This is a genomic window from Rubrivirga marina, assembly GCF_002283365.1.
In the GTDB taxonomy this organism is placed as follows: domain Bacteria; phylum Bacteroidota; class Rhodothermia; order Rhodothermales; family Rubricoccaceae; genus Rubrivirga; species Rubrivirga marina.
Genome location: NZ_MQWD01000001.1, coordinates 3,862,629 through 3,887,076, shown reverse-complemented (window position 1 = coordinate 3,887,076; position 24,448 = coordinate 3,862,629). Strand labels below are relative to the sequence as shown.

Genomic DNA, 24,448 nt, shown 5'->3' with positions numbered 1-24,448 from the left:
CTCACCTTGTGTCCCCACCCTCCAGCCCCCAGCCTCCATGCGCCTCGCCCTCGTCCAGCAGCCCGCCACCGACAACCTCGACGACAACCTCCGCCGCGGGTTGGCAGCCTTCGATCGCGCCGCCGACGCCGGGGCCGACCTCGTCGCCTTCGCCGAGCTCCCGTTCACGCCGTTCTACCCCCAGCGCCACGCGACGCCCGAGGCGCTCGCCCGGGCCGAGCCGATCCCCGGCCCGACCGTCGAGGCGTTTCAGCAGCGGTGCGCCGCGCGGGGCGTCGTCGCCGTGCTCAACCTGTTCGAGCGGGATGGGGACCGGACCTACGACACGTCGCCCGTCATCGACGCCGACGGGACGCTGCTCGGACGGACGCGGATGATTCACATCACCGACTACGAGGCGTTCCACGAGCAGGGCTACTACGCGCCGGGCGACCGCGGGCTGCCGGTCTACGAGACGGCGGCCGGTCGCGTCGGCGTGGCGATCTGCTACGACCGGCACTACCCGGAGGCCATGCGCGCGCTCGCGCTCGACGGCGCCGAGCTCGTCGTGGTGCCGCAGGCCGGGGCCGTCGGGGAATGGCCCGAGGGGCTGTACGAGGCCGAGATGCGCGTCGCGGCGTTCCAAAACGGGTACTTCACCGCGCTCGCAAATCGCGTCGGGCCGGAGGAGCGGCTGACGTTCGCCGGCGAAAGCTTCGTTTGCTCGCCGGACGGCCGCGTGATCGCCCGTGCGGGCCAGGGCACGGAGGAGATCCTGATCGCCGACGTCGACCTCGACGCGGTGCGCCAGTCGCACGCGCGGCGGCTGTTCCTCCGCGACCGACGCCCCGAGCTCTACGCCGACTGGCTGGCCCGCTAGCCGGCCGCCTCGACGGCGTCCTGGGCGAGGACGTCGGCTTCGGGGTCGTCGCCGTCGGCCGTCCGCCAGCTCTCGTCGTCGGTGACCACGTCGAGGAGCGCCTTCAACAGCCCCACGACGACCGGCCCGAGCACGACGCCGGGGATCCCGAAGGCGAAGACCCCGGCCGTCAGCCCGACGAACATCCAGTAGAAGTCGAGCACGTGGGATCGGTCGGCGGCCAACTTCGGGCGGACGTAGAACGTCACGAGCGGCGTGCTGACGACGAACGCCAGCGCCACGAGGGCCGCCGCCTTCCCCGGCGACCCGTCGAAGACGAGGAGCCAGCCGGCCGCCGGCAGGTAGATCGTCCACGACCCGACGACGGGGAAGAAGCCGATCACGAAGGCCAGAAGCGCGAGCGTGAACGGGAGCGGGACGCCGAACACCAGGAGGAGCGCGAGCAGCCACAGCGCCTTGAGCGTCTGGGCGACGAGCGTCGCGTAGATGGCCCCGTAGAGCACGCCCTTCGCATGACGCTCGAGGTGGGCGGCCAGCGGGGCGTAGCTGGCGGGCACGCGCTCGCGGAGGTAGGCCACGATCCGGGCCCGCTCGGTCAGCACGTAGAAGGCCGTGAACAGGAACATCGCGGCGGCGACGGCGAACTCCCCGATCGCGTCCTGGAGCCCGTCCGGCACGCCCGTCGCGGCCTCGGCCGCCCGGTCCAACCCCGACTCGATCACCCCGCTGACGTCGGAGGTCACGAACGGGAGGCGGCTCACGGCCTCGGCCACCTTCTGGGCCACCTCCGCCGTGTGCGCGCCCAGGTACTCGGCCGCGTCTCGGACCTCCAGGTATCCGTATCCGGCGACCGCCAGCACCGGTACGATGACGAGGAGGAGCGTCACGAGCGCCGCCGGCGTCGCCTTCCTGAGCCGGGACACAAGCCACGTGTGGACTGGCAGCAAGAACACCGCGATCACGACCCCCAAGAACGCGGCCATCGCGACCTCGGAGACCATCGCCACGAACACCACCGCCACGGCCGCCAACAGGAGCGCGCGGACCGCGCCACGGTTGGCGTGGGCGACGGGGAGGTCGGAGAGGCGGAGGGGCATGGGGCGGCTGGAAGGGGACCGAACCTAGCGCCGAGGCCGCCCGCCGTTACCAGCCCCACGTGCCCGGCGCGCCCCTGAACGGGCCGACGACGCGGGACGTGACCCAGCCGCCGTAGAACCCGCCCGGCTGCGGCTCGACGCGCTCGTCGCCGATCCAGCAGGCGTCCATCGGCCCGGCGTAGACGGCGACGCGGTCTTTGAGGGCGCGGAAGGCTGGCGTCGGGTCGGGGTAGCCCCACGCGGCCTTCTCGGCCCGGGCGCCGCCGGAGACGACGTCGAAGTAGACCGCGCGCCCCTTCCACTCGCAACCGGACGTTTCGGGGCGGGGGACGAGCACGCCCTCGGCGAAGGCGTCAGGCGGGAGGTAGACCGTCGGCGGGTGGCTCGTCTCGAGGATCTGGAGCGCGCGGTCGGTCCGCGCGATCTCCCGCCCGCCGAAGTCGATGCGGACCGTCTCACCGACGGGTTCGAGGGCCGGCGGCCGTGGGAAGTCCCAGACGGAGCGCTGCCCGGGGCCGGGCGGGGTGGGGCGGACGGGCGGCATGGGCACGGTGGGGACGCGCAGGGGAGAGGCGCAGACGACGGCCGGGTCCCATGTGTGCCCGACGCGGTAGGTTCGGCGCGACCGACGCTCACGACCTCATGACTTCCCCCGGCTCGCCGACCCCGAAGGATCTCGTCGCTCGACTGGAGGGGTTGAGCGAGGACGAGCGACACGCGAAGCTGGCGGCGCTCCGCCGGAACGACAAGGTGCTGTTCGACCGGGTCATGGCCGTGCTCCGCGACGAGACGACCGTAGCCCGCACGTCGCCCGCCGACCCGTTCCGGCCGGGCGACCTCGTCGGGGGGAAGTACCGGGTGCTCGGGGCGCTGGGGGAGGGCGCCTCCGGGAGCGTCCTTCGGGCCGTCGACACCGGGCACATCGGGGAGCGCGAGTTCGGGTCGCGCGAGGTAGCGCTGAAGGTGAGCCGGGTCGACACGGGGCACGACCAGCTCAACCAGGACCTGCTGCGGAAGGAGGCCCTGCTGCTCCGACGGCTCCGGCACCCCCGCCTCCCGGTCGTTGAGGCCCTGTTCGAGGACCGCGGCCGGTGGGTCGTGGTCATGGAGTACATCGCGGGCGACTCGCTCAAAAAGCGCCGCCGCGAGCGGGAAGCGCCGTTCACGGTCGACGAAGCCGTCCCGTGGCTCCGCGACACGCTCCGGGTGCTCGACTATCTCCACACGCTCCATACGCGGCCGTCGCGCGACCTGGGGGGGCGGCCCGTGACCGATACGCCGGTCTTCCACCGCGACGTCAAGCCCGACAACCTCATCCTCGATGCCCACGACAACCTCTACGTCGTGGACCTCGGCATCGCGCGGAGCGGCATCTCGGAGCTCACGGCCGTCGTCCCGTCCGCCGTCGGCGCCGGCTCGCCCGGCTACGCGGCTCCGGAGGTCGACCGCGGCGAAGAGACGCGCGCCGAGAGCGACCTCTACAGCGTCGGGATGACGGCCTACACGCTCCTGGCGCCCGCCGAGGCGCGCGAGTTCACCGCCCGCCGTCGCTCCGACGCGCTCCACACCTCCGGCCGAGACCCATTCGACGCGGCCCTCGACGGCGCCGCGCTCCCCGTCGGGCTCCGCGACTGGATCCGCACGGCGACCGCGCTCGACCCCGACGACCGCTTTTCGAGCGCCGCCTTGATGGCGCGCGCGCTTGACCAGGCTCTCGCGGCGCCCCCTCCCGCGCCTCACGTCGTCTCGGCCGTGGCCGCCTCGGCGCCGTCGTCGGCGGTGTCGAGGCCTGTGGTGTGGGCCGCCCTCGGCGCCGTCGCCCTCGCGGCGAGCGGCCTCGGGGTGTGGGTCGCGTGGCCCGCGACCGGCGGCCCTCCGACAGCCGCTGCGGTCGAGACGGTCGGCGAGCCCGCGTCGGAGGCCGCCGACGGTCCGGCCGAGGGGCCGGCCGAGGCCTCTGACCCCGAGCCGCCGCCGGCCGACGTCCAGGCCCCGCCGGCTGTGACTCCGACGCCCGCGCAGACCGCGCCGGTCCAGACCGCACCCGCCCGCCCCGCTCCCCAGCCCCGGGCCCCCGTCGAACCAGTCACGCAGACCGGCGCCATCCAGGCCGTCGTCCTCGCCGACGACGGCACGCCGATCCCGAGCGCCCGCGTCCGCGTCGTCGGGACGTCAAGCGCGGGGACGACCGATGGGAACGGCGACGTCGGGTTCGCCGGGCTGGCGCCGGGCGTGCTCATGGTGGAGGTCGAGGCGCCGGGCTACGTGGCCCGGCAGTTCCGCTTCGAGCTCGACCCCGGTGGGAGCGTCACGCGGACGCTCCAGTTCGCCATCGAGGACCTGAAGCTGGAGGCCTACTGACGCGCCCGCGCGAGCGCCGCCGCCGCGTCGATGAGCCCGCCCGAGGCGACGTCCAGCGACGGAATCGGGCGGACGGTCTCGACGATCGCCGCCCGGACCTCGGCGGGCGTCCAGGTCGGGTTCTGCGCGATGAGCATCGCGGCGAGCGCCGACACGAACGGGGCCGCCATCGACGTCCCGTCGAACGCGTCGACCGTGACGCCGCGTCCGGCGTGGCTCACGATGGCCTGCCCCGGCGCGGCCACGTCGACGGCCGGCCCGTAGTTCGAGAAGGGCGCGAGCTCGCCCGTCATCGTCAGCGCCGCCGCCGAGATCGTGTTCTCCCCCCGGACGCCCGACGGGTAGACGTGGACGGTCCGGCCGTCGGCGGCGTGGTTGCCGGCGGCCATCACCATCACCACGCCGAGGTCGGCGGCCTCGGCGTAGAGCGCCGCCAGGAGCCGCTCCAGCGCCGGGTTCGCCTCGTCCATCGGCGGGATCCCGAACGACAGGTTGACCACTCGGGCCCCGTTCCGTGCGGCGTAGCGGACGCCCTCGATGAGCTGGCGGAGCGAGCCGCCGCCCTCGGCGTCGAGCACCCGGACCGGCAGGATCCGGACGTCGGGGGCCATCGACTGGATCGCGGCGCCGACGCCGCCGATCTGGGATGCCACGAAGGTCCCGTGGCTCTCCTCCGCGTTCGGGTCCGTCGGGTCGCCGTCGCCGTCGAGCGCGTCCCATCCGCGAACGTCGTCGACGAAGCCGTTCCCGTCGTCGTCGATCCCGTTCTCGGCGATCTCCAGCTCGTTGCGCCAGAGGACGGGGCCGAGGTGGGGGTTGTCGAACCGGACGCCCGTGTCGAGGACGGCCACCACGACGGGCCCGTCGGGCCCGCGGTACTGCTCCATGGCCGCCCGCCACGCCACGTCGAGCCGCTCGGCGGGCGACCGGAAGAACGGGTTGTGGAGGCCCCACTGGGCCTCCCAGTAGGTCGGCGTGCCCGGGGCGCCGGTGGCCGGGGCCGTCGGCGGGCGCGATGCCGACCGGAAACCGAGCGACTGGACGCGGTAGTTCGGCACGGCGGCCAGCACGTCGGGGTCGGCGTCGAGGCCGGCGAGGACCTCGTCGAACGTCCCGCCGAAGGCCCGCCGGAGTGACCGCGTGCCGGAGGCATCGGGCGTGTCCTGGGCGGGGTCGACGTAGCGGACCTGCCCGAAGACGCCGCCGCCGCCGCTCGGCCGGCCGAAGCTCCGCCAGCCGGTCGTCGGGCGGTACACGACGACGAGCGTGCTGTCGTGCTCGGCCGCCTCGGGCTCGCTCCGGGCCGGGGCCGGCGGCGGGCTGAACAGGCCCCACGTCTTCACCTCCGACGGGGTCCCACGGAGATCTTGGTAGCGATCGAGCCACGCGTCGAGCGGCGCCTCAGGGCGATACGCGCTCTCCGGGGGCGGGGGGAGGACCGGCGGCGCGCCCGTCGCCCGCGTCGGCACGGTCTCGAAGGCGAGCGAGGCCGTGCCCCACGTCGCCGGGTCGAGGCCGCCGAGCTCGGTGCCGGCGTCGGTCGGCGGAGGTCCCGAGACTTGGATCATCGAGGAACGTCGCCAGGCCGTCGCTGCGCGGTCGGGATGGATGAGGGGCTGCGGGGTGACGAGAGCTTTGACGACGTCGCGCCCAAAAGGGGCCTTCGAGGTGAACCTAAACCCCGGCCCCTCCGGAATCCGGACTGTCGCGCCGGCCGCGATCCTCTCGCCGCGGGCGAAGCGGTTCGGGTAGAGGACGGACACGGTGCCGTCCTCACTCTGTAACACGAGCGTCAGGTACCCCGCCTGCATCGACACCACTCGGAACTGGACCTCCTCGCCTTCGGGCACGAGCGTCGCCCCGTTCTCGGTCTCGAGCGTCACCGAGAACGCCTGGGCCGGGTTCTCGGCCCGGAGCAGGTCGACGGGGTCGAGCGGGACCCCGGCCACGGGCACCACGAGGCCCGACCGGTCGGGCTGGCCGTGCGCGGGGGGCACGAGTGCGAGCAGAGCGGCGAGGACGAGGGGGATCCGCATGAGATGATGAGCCGAGACGGCGCCGAAGGTAGAGCGGGCGGCCCATACGGCTGGGCAGATCCGCTCTCGAAGGGTGACGAGAGGCCGGTTCGGAAAATCGGGTGGATGCCCGACACGCCAAACGGCGGTTCGCTCTACCTTCCGGCGCTCACCTCCGCCGAAACGCAGTCGACGTATGCGTTTACTCCCTCCGCCCTTCCGGGCGGCCCTCGCCGTTTTTTGCCTGGTCCTCGCGGCCGCCCCCGCCGACGCCCAGTACCGCGGCTCCGCGTCCGACCCGATCACCGCCGGCCGCTCGGCCTCGGTGACCGTCGGGCCGCTCCGATTCCAGTCGTTGTTCGGCCACGACGGCCTCGACCGGCCGCCCGTCCCCGAGCAGGAGCGGAGCGGGATTGCCTTCCGGCTCGCCGGCGAGTCGTCGACGCTGACGCTGGGGTACGTGGCCTCCGAGAGCGCCGCGCCCGGCTCGACGACGACGCTCGGAAGCGCGGCCCTCGTCGACCTCCAGGTCGGTCCGACGATCCGGGCCTTCACCGTCGGCGACGAGTCGTGGGTCACGCCGCTCGTCCCGATCCAGTTCTCGTTCGGGTACCAGTATCTCCAGCCCCCGCAGCCGGCGTCCGAGACCGAGGAGGGCCCCGATGCCTTCCACCTCGGGCGGTTCGGCATCGGGGTAGGGCTCGGGCTCGAGGCCGGGACCGAGATCGCGAGTTCGGTCGCGTCCGAGATCGTCGGCACGCTGGCGTTCGTGGTGGCGCCGGGCACGATCACCGACTTTTCCGACATCGCCTTCGACCCGGCCTTCGGGCAGCGGACGGTCAGGCTCGACGCCGAGGTCCGGGTAGCCGAAGTCGCGGAGACCGGTCTCGGCGTGGCCCTCGGGTACACGCGGCAGGTCACGCAATGGGACCCGGCCGGCGTCGAGAGCGCGAGCGACCTCGCCGATGCCCTGTCGGCCGACGGCTACGTTGAGCAGAGCCGGGTCGGCATCTTCCGGATCGGCATCACTTTTTAAGCCAGGAGACGAATGGGACGAGAGCACCTGCGTCGCCGGACAGGCGTGCTGCTGGCCGTGGCCGGGTTGATGGCCGGGGTCGCCACGGCCCAGCCCGCAGCCGTCCCGCTGGCCGAGGGGTTCGACGCCGGCGCCCTGCTCTACGAGGCCGATGACGTGGGCGCGGTGGAAGTCGTGACGGCGCTCTACCGCGTGGGAGACGGTGGCACGGCTACTCTGCTGGCGGACGCCGAGTGCCAGCCCGGCTGCATGGTCGAGGCCGTCCGGGTGGCTCGCGGCGAGGCGGGTCTCGCCCGCACCGACCCCGGCGCCGGGGTCGGGCGATGGCTCGTCGTCCTCACCCGGTCGGGGGCCCGCGTGGAGGTCGACGGGACGCTCGTCGCGCGGGGTAGCGCGAGGCTCCGCGTCCCGTCCGAGTCGCATGCACTCACGTTCCGGTTCGCCGACGGCCAAGTCCGCCAGCGGACGGTGACCGTTCCGGTGGCCACGGAGTTCACGGTCGCCGAGTTGCCGGCGCGTGGTGCGCCGCCGCTCGTGGTGGAGGGGGCGGAGGCCCCGGACCCAGAGGGCGCTCAACCGACGGAGGAAGGCGCCGTCGCGCCGGCCGTGAGCCCCCCCGCGCCGGGCGGCGTCGCGGCGGCGGCGACGTTCCCAGCCGAACTCCTGGCGGGGCTGCTCGACGGCGCGGAATCGACCCCCGACGACCCCGTCGCGGGCTGGCGCCTGCCGGCGGTCGAGCGGCCGCGTCCCATGCGCGTGCGCGAGCGGCCGGAGATGACGGTGGCGGCGGAGGTCGCTCCCCCCGAGGAGCCCGCGGCCGAGGCCCAGGCGCCCGACGAGACGGTGTCGGACGGCGCCGCGCCCGACGTCGGGTGCCCCGCGAGCGATCTCGCCGAGACGGCGGCCGCCGCCGACGCGCAGATCCGGCAGGGCGCCTACGCGGCCGCGCGCGCCTGCCTTTATGCCCTCGCCACCGAGAGCGACGACCGCGTGCTGTGGCTCCAGCGCATGGCGACGGTCGACCGCGTGCTCGCCATCGAGGCCGGGCTCGACCCACTCGCGGCCCAGCGTGTCCAGCTGCTCCGGCTCCAGATGGCGGCATCGGCGGAGCGTGGGGACCTCCAGATGCTGGCCCAGGCGGCGGCCGTCCTCCTCCGCTTGATCCCAGGCGATCCCGCCGCCGTGGCGACCCTCGACGAAGTGGCGCCCCGCGTCGCGGCCGACACGTGGCCGTCCGACGGGCCGCGCCTCACGTTCGCGTTCATCCCCGGGGTCGACGCCTACGTGTCGGAGGCCGCGGCGCTCCTGGCCCGCGAGGGCGTCCCCGACGTCGGCTATCTCCTCTCGACGACGGAGGTTACCAACGCCCAGTTCGCCGACTTCCTCAACCATCTCGACGGGACGAGCAACCAGCCGTACGTCGTCGACCGACCGCGGGAGATCGAGTTCGCCCGCGGCGACGTCTGGCGGCCGACGGAAGGCGCCGCGGACCGGCCCGCCATCGACGCGACGTGGTACGGCGCCCGCGAGTACGCGCGGTGGGTCGGAGGGACGTTGCCGAGCGAGTCCGAATGGGTATGGGCCTACCGCCTCGGGTCCGACACGGCCGTGGAAGCGCAGGCGAACCTCCGCTCGGCGGGTGCCGGGGCTGCCGTCCCGGCCCCGGCCATCGCGCCCGACCGCCTCGGCCTCCACCACATGCTCGGGAACGTGTGGGAGTGGCTCCGCGACGCCCGCGGCACGAGTGCCGTCGTCGCCGGCGGCTCGTTCACGACCCGGCGCGAGGCCGTCGCCGCTGAGATGACCCAGGGCACCGACCCGAAGGACACGCACGGCCACATCGGCTTCCGCGTGCTCCGCCCACTCACGCCGATCGACTAAGCCGCTGGTTCGATGTTTCGCTCTGCATTCCGTCTGTTCCTATTCGTCGCCCTCGCGAGCGCTGCGTCGGCCCAACCGGAGGGGTCGCGGGGGCTCGAGGTCGAGGCCGGGGCTCGCGTCGCGCTCGTCATCGGGAACGCGTCGTACGAGCACGCGACGGCGCTCCAGAACCCCACCAACGATGTCGAGGACGTGTCCGGCGCCCTCGCCGCCGCCGGGTTCGCCGTCCACGCCCACACCGACCTGACGTACGGGGAGATGGGGCAGGCCCTCGCCGACTTCGCCGACGACGCGGTCGGCGCCGAGGTGGCCCTGTTCTTCTATGCCGGCCACGGCGTCCAGGTCGAGGGCGACAACTTCCTCGTGCCGATCGACGCCGACGTCGTGACGGAGTCCCAGATGCGCTACCGCTCGATCGCGCTCGGCGAGGTCCTCTCCACGCTCGACGACTCGGAGGCCCGGCTGAAGCTCGTCTTCCTCGACGCCTGCCGGGACAACCCCTTCCGGTCGTGGCGGTCGTCGGCCGGGGGGTGGGCCTCGACGCAGGGGCCGTCGGGGTCGGTCATCTCGTTCGCGACGGCGCAGGGCGAGCGGGCCAGCGACAACATGAGCGGGCGCAACGGGCTGTTCACGGAGGCCTTCCTGGAGGAGTTCTACACGCCGGGCCTCGAACTCATCCAACTGCTCCGGAACGTCCAGCGGCGGGTTCGGGAAGCCAGCGATTTCGAGCAGGAGCCGTGGACCTCGTGGTCCTACGACGGCGACTTCTACTTCGTCCCGGCCGGCACCACGATCGAGCGCCCGGCGGCCGGCCTCGACGCCCGCGTCGCCGAGGCCCTCCGCCTGCGAGACACCGACGTGGCCGCCTCGGTGGTCGTGCTGGAGGAGGCCGCCGCGGCGGGCCACGCCGAGGCGCAGTCCATCCTTGGCTGGATGCGTCTGCGGGGCGAGGGCGTCCCTGTGGACACGGCGGCCGGGGTCGACCTTCTGCGGGCGGCGAGCGCTCAGGGACACGCGGCGGCGCAGACGAACCTCGGCTACGCCTACGAAACCGGCCTCGGCGTGGCCCAGGACGTGCCCGAGGCGGTCCGCCTCTACCGGCTGGCGGCCGAGCAGGGGCGGGCGGCGGCCCAGAACAACCTCGCGTCGCTCTACGACCGCGGCCTCGGCGTCGTTGCCGACCCGGCGGAGGCGGCCCGGCTCTACGCGCTCGCGGCGGGGCAGGAGCACGCGCCGGCCCAGGCCAACCTCGGCGTGCTCTACGAGGCCGGCCGCGGCGTCCCGGCCGACGCCGCCCGTTCCGCCGACTTCTACGAACGGGCCGCCCTCGCCGGTCACGCCGACGCGATGGTTCGCCTCGGCGTCCTCCTCCACGACGGCCGTGGCGTTGAGGCTGACCCGGAGGCCGCCCGCCAGTGGCTCCAGCGCGCCGCCGGCCTCGGCCAGCCCCACGCCCGGGCGCTCCTCGCCGCGATGGACTGACGGGGCGAGGGGCTGTAGACTCCGACGTGCTATCCGCTCCCTCGCCCTCCCAGCCGGTCCGCGTCGCGATGTGGAGCGGGCCGCGCAACCTCTCGACGGCCCTCCTGCGGTCGTGGGGGAGCCGGCCCGACGCCGCCGTCGTCGACGAGCCGCTCTACGCCGCGTACCTCGCCGCCACCGGCCTCGACCATCCCGGCCGCGACGCCGTGCTCGCCAGCCAGCCGACCGAGTGGCAGGACGTGGCGGCCACGCTCTCCGGCCCCGTCCCCGGCGCCGCGCGGATCTGGTACCAGAAGCACATGGCCCACCACCTGCTCCCGCACGTGGGCCGCGAGTGGCTCGACCACCCAAGCTTCCGCCACGCCTTCCTGATCCGCGACCCCGCCGCGATGGTCGTCTCCCTCGACCGGGTCACGCCCGGCCCGACGCTCGCCGATACTGGCCTCCCGCAGCAGGTGGAGTTGTTCGACCGGATGGCCCAGCGCGACGGCGCCGCGCCGCCCGTGATCGACGCGGCCGACGTGCTCCGCGACCCGGAGCGCCTGCTGCGGGCCCTCTGTGCCCGCCTCGGCGTCCCGTTCGACCCGGCCATGCTCTCGTGGGCGCCGGGCCCCCGCGCGACCGACGGCGTGTGGGCCGAGCACTGGTACGCCTCCGTCGAGGCCTCGACCGGGTTCGCCCCGCCGCGCCCCGAGGCGGTCGAGGTGCCGGACCGGCTGGCGCCGCTCGTCGCCGACTGTCAGCCCCTCTACGACACGCTCGCCGACCACCGGCTCCCCTGATGCTCCAGCAGTTCGACCCGCGCAACGCGGACCTCATCGTCAACGTCGGCGGACGGCTCGTCCACCGCGACAAGGCCGGCGTGTCGCCGTTCGACTCGCTCGTCCAGGGCGGCGACGGCGTGTGGGAGGGGCTCCGGCTCTACGACGGGAAGATCTTCCGCCTGACCGAGCACCTCGATCGGTTGGCCGACTCGGCCAAGGCCATCGCCATCGCGGGCGTCCCGAGCCGGGAGGAGATCGTCGCCGAGATCCGCAAGACGCTGGAGGCCAACGGGATGCGCGACGGGGTCCACATCCGGCTGACGCTCTCGCGGGGGACCAAGATCACGTCCGGCATGGACCCGCGGCTCAACCAGTCGGGCCCGACGCTCATTGTGCTGGCGGAGTGGAAGGCGCCGGTCTACGACAAGGGCGGGCTCACGCTGCAGACGTCGTCCGTGCGGCGCTTCCCGCCCGACTGCCTCGACCCGAAGATCCACTCGAACAACCTGCTCCAGTCGATCCTTGCCAAGATTGAGACCAACGCGGCTGGCGCCGACGCGGCGCTGCTCCTCGACCGCGACGGGTTCCTCGCGGAGTGCAACGGGACGCACGTGTTCCTCGTCCGTCGCGGCGAGGTCCTGACGAGCCACACCGACGCGTGCCCCGAGGGGATCACGCGGCAGACGGTCCTCGACCTCTGCCGGTCCAACGGCATTCCGGCCCGTCCGGCGCGGCTCTCGCTTCCCGAGGCCTACCGCGCCGACGAGATGTTCTGCACCGGCACGATGGGCGAGCTGGCCGCCGTCACCCGCCTCGACGGGCGGACCATCGGCGACGGCACGGTGGGGGCGATGACGCAGCGGCTGACGGAGCTGTTCACGGCCGAGGTCGCCGCCAGCGGCGAACCGATCCTGGACTGATCCCGACGGCCTCGGCGCCGCGGCGGGCCTAAGGGTCGACCGTGCTCAAGATCGACGGCGTCAGGACCGAGCCTCCCGGCAGCAACTCGCCGGCGAGGAGGCGGAGCTCGGCCTCGGCGAGGCGGGCTTGGTAGACGGCCTCGACCCGTCGCCGCCGGACGTCGACGAGCGTGAGCTGGACCAGCCTCAGATCGACAGGCGTGATGAACCCGAGCCGGAGCTGCGCGAGCGCCACGCGGACGTTCTCGCGCGCGATGGCCTCGTTCTGTGACTCCAGGTCGACGAGCGCCCGATAGCCGCGCGCCAGCGCGGCCAGCCGGGCCACGCGGCCGCGGACGAACGCCGCCTCGCCCTCCGTCGTCAATTCGGCCTGGCGCACGCGGATCCTGGCGTTCTGGAGCCGCCGGTCGCGCTCGCCGCCGTCGAAGAGGGGGAGCGAAGCGGTCAGCCCGTACCGCAGGCTCGGCCCGACGGCCGGCGCGAAGTCGGGCGGGAGGAAGCCGGGGTCGAAGACCGTCAGCCCGAGCCCAGCGGAGGCGCGGACCGTCGGTCGGTACTCGGAGCGGACCGCGTCGACCTCCTCGGCGGCGGCGAGCTCGGCGGCCTCGAGCGAGCGGATCCGTCGGTTCTCGGTCGCGGCCCGATCCGCGAGCGCGCCGAGGTCGGCGGGGGGGGCGAGCGCGAGCGTGTCGGTGACCACGACGGCATCGGGGTCCGGCAGGGCGAGGAGGCCGCCGAGCGTGGCGCGGGCCCCTTCCAGGAGCACCTGTTGCTGGAGGAGCGCTGCGCGGTCGGCGTTGTAGTCGGCGAGGGCGAGGGCCGCGTCGATCTCGGCGGCCGTCCCGATGCGGACCTCGGCCTGGGCGATCCGGAGGCGGTCCTCGGAGACCGCGACGGCCTCGGCGAAGGCGTCGGCGAGGTCGGCCTGGCGGGCGGCGTCGAGGTAGGTGGCCGTGACGTCGAGCACGAGCTGCTCGGCATCGGCGTCGGCGAGGAGGGCGAAGCGGCGGGCCTCGGCGCGGAGCCGCCGGAGCGTGGCCGCGCGGAGGCCGCCGTCGTAGACCGTGTACCCGAGCCCGACCGCGGCGTCGAGCGCGGTCGACTGCGACGAGCGGAGTCCGCCGCCGCCCGTTCCCGTCGAGTCCCCGGCCCCGCCGCCGCCACCGCTCCCGAACAGCACGTCGCTGCGCGCGCCGGCGAGCCCGGCGCTGGCGTCGAGCGTGGGGAGGTAGCCCGCGTTCCCGCGCGTGACGTCGTTGGCCGCCCGGAGCCCTTCGAGCGCCGAGACCGCGACGTCCGGGTTCCGCGCGAGGGCGAGGTCGACGGCCTCCTCGAGCGTCAGGCGGAGCGCGTCGGCGGGCAGCGGGAAGTCCGGAAGGTCGATCCGGGTCGCGACCGTGCCGCCGTAGAGGCGAAGCGAGTCGGGGAGGGGCGGGATGGAGTCCTGCCGGAGCGAGGTCGGCTGCGCGCTGGCGGCGACCGCCAGCAGAGCAGGGGCGAGGAGAACGAGCCGCACGAACGTCGTCACGAGTCGTCCCGCGTCGGCTCGACGAGCGCGGCCGGCTCCGCCTCGGTCCCGTCGCCGCCCGCCTCGGGCGCCAGCTCCACAGGCTGGCCGGGCGTACCGGTGGCCGCCCCGTCACCTGCAGCGGTGTCCTCGATGGCGTCGATCTCGTCCGCGATCCGCGTCGCCTCGCGGCTCGCGATGTAGGTGTAGAGCGCCGGGATCACGTAGAGCGTCAGGAACGTGCCGACGACCATGCCGCCAATGACGGCGAGGCCCATCGGGACGCGGCTCTCGGCGCCAGACCCGAGCGCGAGCGCGATCGGGAGCGTGCCGAGGACGGTCGAGAACGCCGTCATCAGGATCGGACGGAAACGCGCCGCCGCGGCCTCCTCGGCGGCCTCCTGCCGGTCGAGCCCGTCCTCCCGCTTCTGCTTGGCGAACTCGACGATCAGGATCCCGTTCTTGGTCACCAGCCCGATCAGCATCACGAGGCCGATCTGGCTGAACACGTTGAGCGTGCTCCCGAACAGCCACAGCGCCCCGAGCGCGCCGAGGAGGGCGAGCGGCACCGTGAGGAGGATCGTGACCGGGTCGCGGAAGCTCTCGAACTGGGCCGCGAGGACGAGGAAGATGAGGACGAGGGCGAGCCCGAACACGACGTAAATCGACCCGCCCGTCTCGAGGAAGTCGCGGCTCTGGCCCGTCCACGTCGTTGTGAACCCCACCGGGAGCGTCTCGTCGGTCACCTGCTGCATGGCCTCGATCGCGTCGCCGAGGGACACGCCCTCCGCGGGCTCGGCCGAGACGGTCGCCGCCGTGAACCGGTTGTAGCGGTACAGCTGAGGGGGGGCGGCCGACTCCGTGAGCGTGACGAGGTTCGAGAGCGGGATCGGGGCCCCGGCCGCGCTGCGGACGAAGATGCCCTGGAGGTCGTTCGGCGCCGCCCGCGCCTCCCGCTCGAGCTGCCCGATGATCTCGTACTGCTCGCCGTTGCGAATAAAGTAGCCGAACCGGCCCTCACTCAAGGCGACCGCGAGGGCCTGCGCCACGTCGAGCGGCTGGATCCCGAGGGACTGCGCCCGGTCGCGGTCCACCACGATCTGGAGCTCCGGGAGCGTGAACTCGAGGTCGGCACGGGCGAAGGCGAAGGCGGGGTCCTGCATGGCCCGCTCCATGAACGCCGGGAGCGCGTCCTGGAGCGCCTCCAGGTTCGGCGCCTGGAGGACCATCTGGACCGGCGAGCCCCGGCCCGACGACGTCGAGATCGAGGCGGGCTGGCTCACCGACACGCGCGCGCCGGGGAGGTTCGCCAGCTCGCGCTGGACCGCGTTGGCGATCTCGTCCTGGCTCCGCTCCCGCTGGTCGGGCTCGACGAGGATGACGTTCCCGAACGCCGAGTTGACCGAGCCCGACGACCCGAAGCCCGGCGACGTCACCGAGATGATGGCCTCCGCCTCGGGCACCTCGCGCTGGAGGAGCCGGATGAGCTCGTCCGTGTAGGCGTCCATGTAGGCGTAGCCGCGGCCCTGCGGGGCGTTCGCGAACACGCGCATCTGCGAGCGGTCCTCGGCCGGCGCCAGCTCGCTCTCGAGGTTCGAGAAGAGCCACCATACGCCGAGGCCGGCGAGGGCGATGACGACGAACGCGAGCCACCGCGCGCGGAGGAAGGCGCCCAGCGACCGGCGGTAGGCGCCGTTGAGCCGCTCGAAGGTGGGCTCGGTCTTCCGGTAGAGCCACGGCTTCGTCTCGCGCCGCTTGAGCAGCTTCGACGAGAGCATCGGCGTGAGCGTCAGCGCCGCGAACGACGAGATGACGACGGCCGCCGCGATCGTCAGCCCGAACTCGCGGAAGAGCGCGCCGATCACGCCGCTCTGGAAGATGATCGGGAGGAAGACCGCCACGAGGGCCAGCGTCGTCGCGATCACGGCGAGGTAGATCTCCTTCGTCCCCACCACGGCCGCCCGGATCGGGTCCATGCCGCCCTCAATCTTGGCGTAGATGTTCTCCAGCACCACGATCGCGTCGTCCACCACGAGCCCGATCGCGAGGACGAGCGACAGGAGCGTGAGGACGTTGATCGAGAACCCGGCCAGCGCCATCACGCCGAACGCGCCGACGAGCGAGACCGGGATGACGAGGACCGGGATCAGCGTCGTCCGCCAGTCGCGCAGGAACGCGAAGATGACGAGCACGACGAGGATCAGCGCGATAAAGACCGTGTTCCGGACCTCCTCGATCGAGGCCCGGATTGGCTCCGTGTTGTCGAACCCGATGCCGAGCTCGATGCCCGGCGGGAGGTCGGGCTTGATCTCCTCGACGCGGTCGTAGAACTCGTCGACGATGTCGATGGCGTTGGCGTTGGGGAGCGGCCGGAGCACGACGCCGACCATCGCGACGCCGTCGCGCTTGAGGACCGTCCGGAGGTTCTGGGCGCCGAGCTCGACGCGGCCGACGTCGGAGAACCGGACGAGCGTCGTCCCGTCGTTCTTGAGCACGAGGTTCTGAAAATCCTCGACCGTCGAGAGCCGCGTGAGCGGGCGGATGGTCAGCTCGACCTGGTCGCCCTCGATCCGCCCGCCGGGGAGCTCGACGTTCTGGGTCTGGACGGCCCGCTGGACGTCGCCCGGCGTGAGCCCGTAGGCGGCCAGCTTCGCCGGGTCCATCCACATCCGCATGGCGTACCGCTTGTCGCCCCAGATGTCGACGGAGGCGACGCCGTCGATGGTCTGGAGCCGCTCGGCGAAAAAGTTGTCCGCGATGTCGGACAGCTCCAGGAGCGAGTACTGCTCGCTCGACAGGTTGAGGAAGATGACCGGCTCGCCGTCGGTGTTCGCCTTCGAGATGACGGGTTCTTCCGCCTCGTCCGGGATCTGGCCCCGCGCGCGGCTCACGCGGTCGCGGACGTCGGCCGCGGCGGCGTCGAGGTCGGCGCCGAGGTCGAACTCGACGCGGACCGTGCTCCGGCCCTCGTTGCTCGTGCTCGTGATCGACCGGATCCCGTCGATGGCGTTGACCGACTCCTCGATGGGCTCGGTCACCTGGCTCTCGATGACGGCCGCGTTGGCACCCCGCAGGCTCGTCGAGACCGAGATCACCGGCGTCTGGACGATCGGGTACTCGCGCACGCCGAGCTCCATGTACCCGATCGCCCCGCCGATCAGGATCGCGAGCGACAGCACCGTCGCGAAGACGGGCCGCCGGACGGAGACGTCGTAGAGCGAGGCCACGGGGTGGGAGGGGAGTGGGGCCGCCTCGGTGCCGAGGCGGACGGGGCGGGGCTAGTCGGCGGTCTGGTAGGCGCGCTCCTCGGCGGTCGTGCTCGCGGGGCGGACCTGCGTGGGGTCGAACGCGCCGCCCGTGCGGATCGCCTGGCCGGGGCGGACCTGGTTGAGGCCCGAGGTCAGGACCACGTCGTCCGGCGAGAGGCCGCTGGTGACCTGGATCCGGTCGGTCGTGCGGACGCCCGTGGTGATCGCTCGTGGCACGGCGGTCCCGTCGCGAACGACGAAGACGGTCGTGCTGTCGGCCCCCGTGATGACCGAGGCGGTCGGAATGAGGAGCGCCTCGGGGATCTCGTCGAGGACCAGCTCGACCTCGGCGAAGGCGCCGGGCACGAGCACGCCCCCGGGGTTCCGCACGCGGGCGCGGACGGTGAACGCCCGCGTCGACGCGTCGACGTTCGGCTCGGTCGCGTAGATCGTGCCCACGAACGGGTCCTCCTGGCCGGGCACGGAGAACCGGACCGGCTGGCCCTCGCGGATCTGGCCGAGGTAGCGCTCGGGGACCGTGAACTCCAGCCGGAGCTGGCCCGTGATGCGGAGCGTCGCGATGGGGTCGCCCGGCGCGACGTAGGCGCCGACGCTGACTTGCCGAAGCCCGATCTCGCCCGCGAACGGGGCGACGACCTGTCGTCGGCGCACCTCGGCAGCCAACTCGGCGAGCTGGGCGTCGAGCACGCGGGCCTCGCTGTCGGCCTGGTCGAGCTCCTGGCGGCTGAGGCCGCCGATCTCGAACAGCTCGCGATAGCGCTGGGCCTGCGTCCGAGCGAGGTCGCGGCGGGTGCGGGCGCCCTCGATCTGGGCGCGGAGGACCTCGGTGTCGAGCGAGACGAGCGTCTGGCCCTGCCCCACGAAGCTCCCCTCCGCGAAGTTGAGGGCGACGACGCGCCCGGCCACCTCGGCGCGGACCTCGACGGCCTCCCACGGCAGGAGCGTGCCGGTCGTCGTGACGCGGTCCTCCAGGAGCTCCTGCGAGACCGGGGCGACGGTGACGGCGAGGGTGTCGTTGCCACGCGGGCCCCCGGCTCCGCCGGCCGCCGGCCCGGCTGGCTCCTCGTCACCAAAGAAGCGGGGCACGACGAGCAGGGCCATGGCCACGAGGCCGACGCCGATCCAGAGGGAGGTCTTCTGCGGTCGAGTGAGTGCCAAGGAGGCGGGGACAGGCCGTCCGATACTACCCCGACCCCAAATACTTGTTCGACCAACGGAGCCCAACGAGGGCTCTCCTGACCCGTCCCGTCACGAACCGCACTCTCGTGGGCACGAGCGGCACAGTCCATCGCCGGACGGGGCGCCTCCGGCGATGGGTCGAGGGCCGGGAGAGCCGGATTCGGTCCCCATTCAGCGGACGACTGTCAGTCGGGCAACCCACGCGTCGTTGGTCGCCTGGGCTCTGACGAGGTAGGAGCCCGGGGGGAGCGTGTGCGTCTCAGCTCGGTGCGAGGCACCGGCCAGGGTCGGACCATCGTGGACCGTTCGAATTCGCCGTCCCAGCATGTCGTAGATGGCGATCGACACGGGGCCTGAGGCGTCGAGACGAACCGAAACGGGCCGTCCAGCCTCGACGACCGACGGGGTGAGAAGGAGATGGGTGGAGGCGCCGCGCCGTCGGTCGTCTCGAGCCACGGCCTCTTCGACCTGGGCCTCTCGGACGACCGTCGAGCCGTCGGGGAGCACCTTGAGCAGGACCAGCCCCGGCCCGTCTCCGTCATCGGCCGGGGTCCTGAACCCGGTGAGCACGTAGACGGCAGCTTGGCCGTCGGGGCCGGTCGGCACGCGGGGGACGAGCGCCAGGCGCCCGCCCGAGCTGGGGTCAACGAACGCGACGTCGTACACCCCGGCCACAGCCTGGCCGATGGGAGTGGCCGTGTTGAATCGGATGCCGGTTCCGATCACGAGGTCGTCGAACAGAGGGAGCGTCGCGTCGACGGTCGGCATGTCGGGCGAGGCGCCGATGAACCGGTACCCATGGCCGGAGGACGAGGTCTCGACCGCCGGGGTGAGGGGGAGGAGCCGGAAATCCAGAGGCTCTCCGTCGGGGTGCGCTTGGTGCGCCGAGGCGTCGAGGACGCCTGTGAGCACAGCCGTGTAGCGCGCCCCGGCCTCGAGCGTCACCTCGATGGAATAGAACGCGTCGGCAGCGCTGGTCGAGGTGGACGGCGCGACAGCGACCGTGTGGGTGCCCGGAGGGAGGTCATGGAACGGAGTCGCGCTGAGGTACGTGAAGTCGTCGAGAGCGAGGGCCCCCTCGAAGTACACGTCGACGACGGCGAGGTCGGGGTCGGGCGAGGCGTGGATGTCCTGGCCGCGGGCCGGGGCTTGGGCGAGGGCCGGCGCGGCGGCGAGCACGAGCGCGAGCGGATGGAGCAGGGAGGGCATGGCGGGAGGGAGAGTGGATCAGCGGGGGCTGAGCTCGCCGGTGTAGCGGACGGTCCCGTTCGGCTGGGCCGCAGCGAAGTCGGCCGTGCCGGAGATCGTGCCCGATCCGGTCAGCCCCTCGTAGCCGCCCGTGGCACTGGCCACGCGCCACGTCCCGGCGATCACGGCGGCGGACGGGTTCGCGAGGTCGACCGTGGCGTCTCCGGTCAGGACGAACGAACCGCCCTCGCCCGTGACCGTCCGCCGGCCGGTCGCCACGAGCGGGTTCTCGCCGGGCGCGCTCGTGATCGTGAGCTCGTCGGTCGTCGTGCCCGAGTCAGTGTAGGCGCCCGTGAGTGTGAACGTGCCGGCGAACGAGGACGGGCCAGTCGCGGCCTGGGTGAACGTGAAGGTCACGGGCCCCCCGACCTCGGCCGTGTCACAGGCTACGAGGTGAGTGAGCAGGAGGAGGAGGAGGAACGGGCGCATGGGTGCGGAGGTGAGAGGAGGGAGCCCGTAGGTTGGGCCCCGGTCAGGGCTGGACCGGGTATCCGGCCGACGCGGATCACGTGCACTCAACTTTTTCCAATGGAGGCCCCCGACCCGTCCACCGTCACCCGGCTTCTTCAGGGCGTCGCCGGCGGCGACCGGGACGCGCTCGACCGGCTCCTCCCGGTCGTCTATGACGAACTGCGGGCCATCGCAGGGCGCCAGCGCGGTCGGTGGCGCGGCGACCACACCCTGGACACGTCCGCCCTTGCGCACGAGGCGTTCCTGAAGCTCGTCGGGGCCGGCGACCGATCGTTCGAGACCCGGGCCCACTTCTTCGGCGTCGCCGCCCGGGCCGTACGCCACATCTTGGTCAACTACGCCGAGGCCAAGCGGTCGCTCAAGCGCGGGGGCGACGCGGTCCATCTCGATCTCATCGAGGCCTACGACCAGCCGGCCGGAACGGACGCCCTCACACCCGATACCCTCTTGGCCGTCCACGACGCGCTCCGCCGGCTCGAGCGCGTGAGTGAGCGGGAGAGCCGGATCGTCGAGTGCCGCCTGTTCGCCGGGATGACGGTCGAGGAGACCGCCGCCGCGCTTGGCCTGTCGTCGGCCACGGTCAAGCGCGGGTGGGCGCTGGCTCAGGCGTGGCTCCGACGCGAGCTGGTGGCCTGATCCGGCCATTTTTTGCTGGGGAGCCGCTTGCGGTCGTGCGCTAGACGGTGTTGATTCCGCACATGGAGCTCACCCACTGGAACCGGGTTGCCACGGTCTTCGAGGCGGCCCTCGCGGCCAGCCCTGACGAACGCGCGCGACTGCTGGCCAGCGCCGAGTCCGTCATCCGTGCGGAGGTGGAGAGCCTGCTGGGGTGGCATCCCGACGCGTCCGCGTTCTTCTCGCGGGCCGCGGCCGACGTCCCGTTGCTCCTCGGGGAGGCGGGTCGGAGTGAGGGCGGGGGGATCGGCCCGTACCGCGTCCTCGACGTAGTGGGACGAGGGGGAATGGGGGAGGTCGTCCGCGTGGTCGACGAGCGGCTGGGGCGGGAGGTCGCGCTGAAGCTGCTCCCGGCGTGGCTCTCGGCGGACCCCAAGGCCCGACGTCGGCTGCTCGCCGAGGCCCGGGCCCTCGCGGCTCTCGACCACCCTCACGTGTGTGCCGTCTATGATGCCGGGGAGGCGCCGGACAGGCGTGTGTACCTGGCAATGCCGTTGTACTCGGGCGAGACGCTTCGTGAGCGGCTCAGCCGGGGCCCACTCGCGCCGGCCGAGGTGGCCCGCCTCGGGGCCGAGGCGGCCGAGGGACTCGCCGTCGCCCACGCCGCGGGGATCGTCCATTGCGATGTCAAGCCGGCCAACCTCTTCCTTGCCACCGTCCCAGGTCAGGAGGTGCCCTGTCTCAAGATCTTGGACTTCGGGATCGCCCGGGTCGCCGAAGGCGCAGCCGCGACCGGGACCGCGCGTGGGACGGCTCCGTACATGGCGCCGGAACAGACCCGGGGCGAGGCGGTCGGCGCCCCGGCCGACCTGTGGGCGTTGGGAGTGGTCCTGTACGAGGCGCTGGCGGGGCGGCGGCCCTTCTCGGCAGCGGGCGATGCGTGGGTCCATGCCGTCCGCCACGACACGCCGAATCCGCTGCCAGGGTCGGTCCCGCGGCCGCTGGCCCAGCTCGTGCTGGACTGCCTCGCGAAAGACCCCGCTCGGCGGCCGGCGTCTGCAGCTGAAGTCGCGGCCCGACTCCGGGCGGGGACCGCGCCACGCCGGCGCTGGCGGCGGCCGGCACTCGGGGTCGCGTTAGCGGCGCTCGTCGTCCTCGGAGCCGGCGTCTGGGCGTCGAGGGCGCGCGTTCCCCCGCACGAGGTCGAAATCCTCGCCGTCCTCCCGTTCGACGTCGTCGGGGGGGCCGAGTATCTCGGTGAGGGGGCGGTCGACCTTCTCAACGTGAGGCTTGACGGAGGCGGCGTGCGGACGGTTGATCCGGCGGCGGTCCTTGAGCGGGCCAGCGGGGCCGCGACGCTGGGAGGACGGGCCCGACTGGCGCGCCAGCTCGGGGCGAGCCAGTTTGTAACGGGCCGCGTCGTCGCGGTGGGGACTCGGCTCTCGGTCACGGGGGCGCTCTACGGCGCCGACGGGGAGCGCCGGGCGACGGCCCACGTAGAGACGACGGAGGCCGGGCTGCTCGATGCGCTCGACCGGCTGGCGGCGTCCCTTCTCGTGGCCGACGGCGGCGGGACCGGCGGGCCGCTCGAGAGCCTCACGACCCGGTCGCTCCCGGCCCTAAAGGCGCACCTTGAGGGGCGCCGGCTGGTCCGTCAGTTCCGCTCGGGCGAGGCCATCGGGGCCTTCGAACGGGCCGTGGCCCTCGATTCGACGTTCGCCCTCGCCTGGATGGACCTCGCCGAGGTCGCGTACTGGAGCCGTGAGAACGGGCTCGAGACCTACCGGCGTGCCACACGCGCGGCCTACCGGCACCGGGCCGGTCTCCCGCGCCGGGCGCGGCGCCGGGCCGAGGCCGAGTTCCTCGAGATGACCGGCGACGTGGCTGGGGCCGAGGCCTCGCTCCGCCAACTCCTCCTCGACGACCCCGACGACCCCGCCGCGCTCGCCCTGCTCGCCGACCACCTTCTCGCCTACAACGGGTATGAGGGCCGGCCGCTCGATGAGCCCCTGGCTCTGGCGCAGCGGGCCGTTCGGCTCAGCGGCGAGCGCCGAGAGGGGCTGTTCCAACTGATCGAGCTCTCGCTTCGCCTGGATCCCACCGCGCTGGATTCTCTCGTCGCGCTTTACCCCTCTTCGCCCGATGCCGCCTTCGAGGACGTGTTTCGTCATTACCCCGCGCTCGTAGCCGACGCCCCCGACGAGCTCGCCGAGGCCGTCCAGGCCGGGCCACGCGTGGGGGCCCTTGGCATGCTCTTCCACCGAGCGCTTCTTCCGGTCGGCGACGTCGGCCGGGCCCAGGTGGTGGGCGAGGGGTACTTCTCGCCGGGGCGCCCGACGACGGAGCGCGAGTACGGGCGTGAGCGACAGGCGCTCCTGGCGCTCATGGCAGGCCAGGCGGGGCGGAGCGACCGCTACCAGGCCGAGATCCGGAGCGGCCACGGCCGTGGGTGGTGGCTCCTTAACAGCGTGCCCGTCATGGCCGACCCCCACCTCCCTCACACGAGGGCGGCCCTGCAGCGGGCCCGCGCCGAGGTGGCCGCCCACGACACGCTCTGGGCGCCGCTCTCCGATGAGACGAACGAGTTCCTCCACTCCGGGCTCCAGGGGGCCGTCCTCGACTACTTCCATGGCGTCCTCAGCGCACGCCTCGGCGACCGCGCCGACGTGTCCCTCCGCCTCCGCCGGCTCGAGCGCCGGGCCGCCGACCCGCTCGCCCGCTCAATGGCCGGGACGCTCCGGGCGGCCGACGCGCTCGCACGCGACCGGCCCGCCGAGGCGCTGGCAGCTCTGGATGGCGCGCTCTCTGTCCCCCTCGACCGGGCCGGCTGGCTCTCCCCGGTATACGCTCAGTCGCTCCCGCGCCTGCTCCGGGCCCGAGCTCATGCCCGCCTCGGGCATCCACGCGAAGCCCTCCGGTGGTACAACTCGGTCCGCGACGTCGGCTGGGGCCGGGGGGCCGACTACCACCTCCCGTCGTACTCCGTCGGACGGGCCCGGGCCTTTCGCGAACTCGGCCGAGGGGCGGCGTCTCGGGCTGAGTACCGCCGGCTCGCTGCGATGTGGACCGATGTGGACCCCGGGTGGACTCGGCTCAAGGCAGAGGCCGAGCGGGGCGCATGGTGACGAATGGCTGGGCGCTCGCCGCCTCGACCGGCGGGCCGCGACGGATCCGCGGGGAGTGGGCCCTGCCTGGGTTCGGCCGGGCACCGACTCCGTCCGCCATGATCTCAGCCGATCAGCAGCTCGCGGATCCGCCGCTGGCGGTACCCGAAGATCCGCGCCAGCTGCGCGCGAACGGCGGGGTAGGCGACCTCGCCGAGCGGCCACAGCGGGAGCTCCCACCGCACCACGTCGTCCATCTGCGTGCCGGGCTCCCCGTCGGGTCCGGCCGCCTCGACGAAGGTGTGGGTGTGGTGCCACCGCCGGTAGGGGCCCTCGATCTGCTGATCGACGAACCTGTACGGCGGCTCCCATGCCGTGATCTCCGTCCGCCACCCGAACCGGACGCCGAACAGCCCGAGGCGATACTCGATGAGCGCGCCCGGCCGCATGTCGATCGGGGTCGGCGTGACGATCTCGAAGGCGAGCTCGGGCGGCGTGATGGCCGCGAGGTTCTCGGCGTCGGCGAAGAACGGGAACACCTCGTCGCGGGGGAGGGGCAGCCAGGTCGTCGTGTGGAGGCGGTGCGTGCGGGCCACGGGGCGGGGGGAGACGGGCGGCCCGAACCGGCCCCGGCGCCCCT

The 24,448-nt window shown here is 73.2% G+C and carries 18 protein-coding genes; 9 read left to right on the top strand and 9 right to left on the bottom strand.

Translation table 11 applies throughout. The annotated features are described in order from the left end of the window. The first annotated feature begins 37 nt into the window (after nucleotides 1–37). Nucleotides 38–859 (top strand): carbon-nitrogen hydrolase family protein, encoded by an 822-nt coding sequence (locus BSZ37_RS16550; protein ID WP_095511615.1) that lies wholly within the window; start codon nucleotides 38–40, stop codon nucleotides 857–859. Here BSZ37_RS16550 and BSZ37_RS16545 read toward each other — a convergent pair. Together BSZ37_RS16545 and BSZ37_RS16540 are read right to left on the bottom strand one after the other, a co-directional pair. After that, a complete protein-coding gene (locus BSZ37_RS16545) occupies nucleotides 856–1,956 on the bottom strand; it encodes an AI-2E family transporter (RefSeq protein WP_095511614.1) in 1,101 nt (366 codons plus the stop codon). The genes BSZ37_RS16550 and BSZ37_RS16545 overlap by 4 nt on opposite strands. A 46-nt stretch (nucleotides 1,957–2,002) precedes the next feature. Beyond that, a complete protein-coding gene (locus BSZ37_RS16540) occupies nucleotides 2,003–2,500 on the bottom strand; it encodes a DUF427 domain-containing protein (protein ID WP_179299707.1) in 498 nt (165 codons plus the stop codon). Between the two features lie 98 nt (nucleotides 2,501–2,598). Between BSZ37_RS16540 and BSZ37_RS22705 the strand changes: the two genes are divergently transcribed. Continuing rightward, nucleotides 2,599–4,317, top strand: coding sequence for a serine/threonine protein kinase (locus BSZ37_RS22705; RefSeq protein ID WP_179299706.1), 1,719 nt, complete (start codon nucleotides 2,599–2,601; stop codon nucleotides 4,315–4,317). On the opposite strand, the gene BSZ37_RS16530 is transcribed toward BSZ37_RS22705, so the two are convergent. After that, nucleotides 4,311–6,353: a S8 family serine peptidase gene (locus tag BSZ37_RS16530; RefSeq protein WP_179299705.1), complete on the bottom strand. Its 2,043-nt coding sequence runs from the start codon at nucleotides 6,351–6,353 to the stop codon at nucleotides 4,311–4,313. The two genes, BSZ37_RS22705 and BSZ37_RS16530, sit on opposite strands and share 7 nt — an antisense overlap. Nucleotides 6,354–6,528: 175 nt before the next feature. Here BSZ37_RS16530 and BSZ37_RS22165 point away from each other — a divergent pair, with 175 nt between their 5' ends. From BSZ37_RS22165 to BSZ37_RS16505, 5 genes are all read left to right on the top strand, one after another. Beyond that, nucleotides 6,529–7,368 carry a hypothetical protein gene (locus BSZ37_RS22165; RefSeq protein WP_179299704.1) on the top strand — a complete coding sequence of 280 codons (840 nt, stop codon included), beginning with the start codon at nucleotides 6,529–6,531 and terminating at the stop codon, nucleotides 7,366–7,368. 12 nt (nucleotides 7,369–7,380) lie between these two features. Then, entirely contained in the window at nucleotides 7,381–9,249 is a 1,869-nt protein-coding gene (locus BSZ37_RS22700) for a formylglycine-generating enzyme family protein (protein WP_143537697.1), read from the top strand. A 12-nt stretch (nucleotides 9,250–9,261) separates the two neighbouring features. Beyond that, nucleotides 9,262–10,731 (top strand): caspase family protein, encoded by a 1,470-nt coding sequence (locus BSZ37_RS16515; protein WP_095511608.1) that lies wholly within the window; start codon nucleotides 9,262–9,264, stop codon nucleotides 10,729–10,731. Nucleotides 10,732–10,799: 68 nt separating this feature from the next. After that, on the top strand, nucleotides 10,800–11,513 hold the full coding sequence (locus tag BSZ37_RS16510) for a sulfotransferase-like domain-containing protein (RefSeq protein ID WP_095511607.1): 714 nt from the start codon (nucleotides 10,800–10,802) through the stop codon (nucleotides 11,511–11,513). Then, nucleotides 11,513–12,415, top strand: a complete 903-nt coding sequence (locus BSZ37_RS16505; RefSeq protein ID WP_095511606.1) for an aminotransferase class IV — start codon at nucleotides 11,513–11,515, stop codon at nucleotides 12,413–12,415. Before BSZ37_RS16510 ends, BSZ37_RS16505 begins: the two co-directional genes overlap by 1 nt. A gap of 28 nt (nucleotides 12,416–12,443) precedes the next feature. Here BSZ37_RS16505 and BSZ37_RS16500 read toward each other — a convergent pair whose 3' ends face one another. The 5 genes from BSZ37_RS16500 to BSZ37_RS22160 all read right to left on the bottom strand — a co-directional run bounded on the left by BSZ37_RS16500 (nucleotide 12,444) and on the right by BSZ37_RS22160 (nucleotide 20,047). Further along, nucleotides 12,444–13,943 (bottom strand): TolC family protein, encoded by a 1,500-nt coding sequence (locus BSZ37_RS16500; protein WP_095511605.1) that lies wholly within the window; start codon nucleotides 13,941–13,943, stop codon nucleotides 12,444–12,446. After that, a complete protein-coding gene (locus BSZ37_RS16495; protein ID WP_095511604.1) occupies nucleotides 13,940–17,149 on the bottom strand; it encodes an efflux RND transporter permease subunit in 3,210 nt (1,069 codons plus the stop codon). The genes BSZ37_RS16500 and BSZ37_RS16495 overlap by 4 nt, the downstream gene beginning before the upstream one ends. A 51-nt stretch (nucleotides 17,150–17,200) precedes the next feature. Next, nucleotides 17,201–18,349 (bottom strand): efflux RND transporter periplasmic adaptor subunit, encoded by a 1,149-nt coding sequence (locus tag BSZ37_RS16490; protein WP_143537696.1) that lies wholly within the window; start codon nucleotides 18,347–18,349, stop codon nucleotides 17,201–17,203. Between the two features lie 192 nt (nucleotides 18,350–18,541). Further along, nucleotides 18,542–19,579 (bottom strand): DUF4397 domain-containing protein, encoded by a 1,038-nt coding sequence (locus BSZ37_RS16485; protein ID WP_095511602.1) that lies wholly within the window; start codon nucleotides 19,577–19,579, stop codon nucleotides 18,542–18,544. 18 nt (nucleotides 19,580–19,597) lie between these two features. Then, complete coding sequence (locus BSZ37_RS22160; protein ID WP_179299703.1) at nucleotides 19,598–20,047, bottom strand: hypothetical protein; 450 nt, start codon at nucleotides 20,045–20,047, stop codon at nucleotides 19,598–19,600. 99 nt (nucleotides 20,048–20,146) lie between these two features. Between BSZ37_RS22160 and BSZ37_RS22155 the strand changes: the two genes are divergently transcribed. Then, the gene (locus tag BSZ37_RS22155; protein WP_179299702.1) at nucleotides 20,147–20,725 is read left to right on the top strand and encodes an ECF-type sigma factor; all 579 of its coding nucleotides are present in this window, start codon (nucleotides 20,147–20,149) and stop codon (nucleotides 20,723–20,725) included. Nucleotides 20,726–20,787: 62 nt separating this feature from the next. Next, nucleotides 20,788–23,829 carry a serine/threonine-protein kinase gene (locus tag BSZ37_RS16475; RefSeq protein WP_095511601.1) on the top strand — a complete coding sequence of 1,014 codons (3,042 nt, stop codon included), beginning with the start codon at nucleotides 20,788–20,790 and terminating at the stop codon, nucleotides 23,827–23,829. A gap of 104 nt (nucleotides 23,830–23,933) precedes the next feature. On the opposite strand, the gene BSZ37_RS16470 is transcribed toward BSZ37_RS16475, so the two are convergent. Then, nucleotides 23,934–24,404 (bottom strand): SRPBCC family protein, encoded by a 471-nt coding sequence (locus tag BSZ37_RS16470; RefSeq protein WP_095511600.1) that lies wholly within the window; start codon nucleotides 24,402–24,404, stop codon nucleotides 23,934–23,936. Between the last annotated feature and the right edge of the window lie 44 nt (nucleotides 24,405–24,448).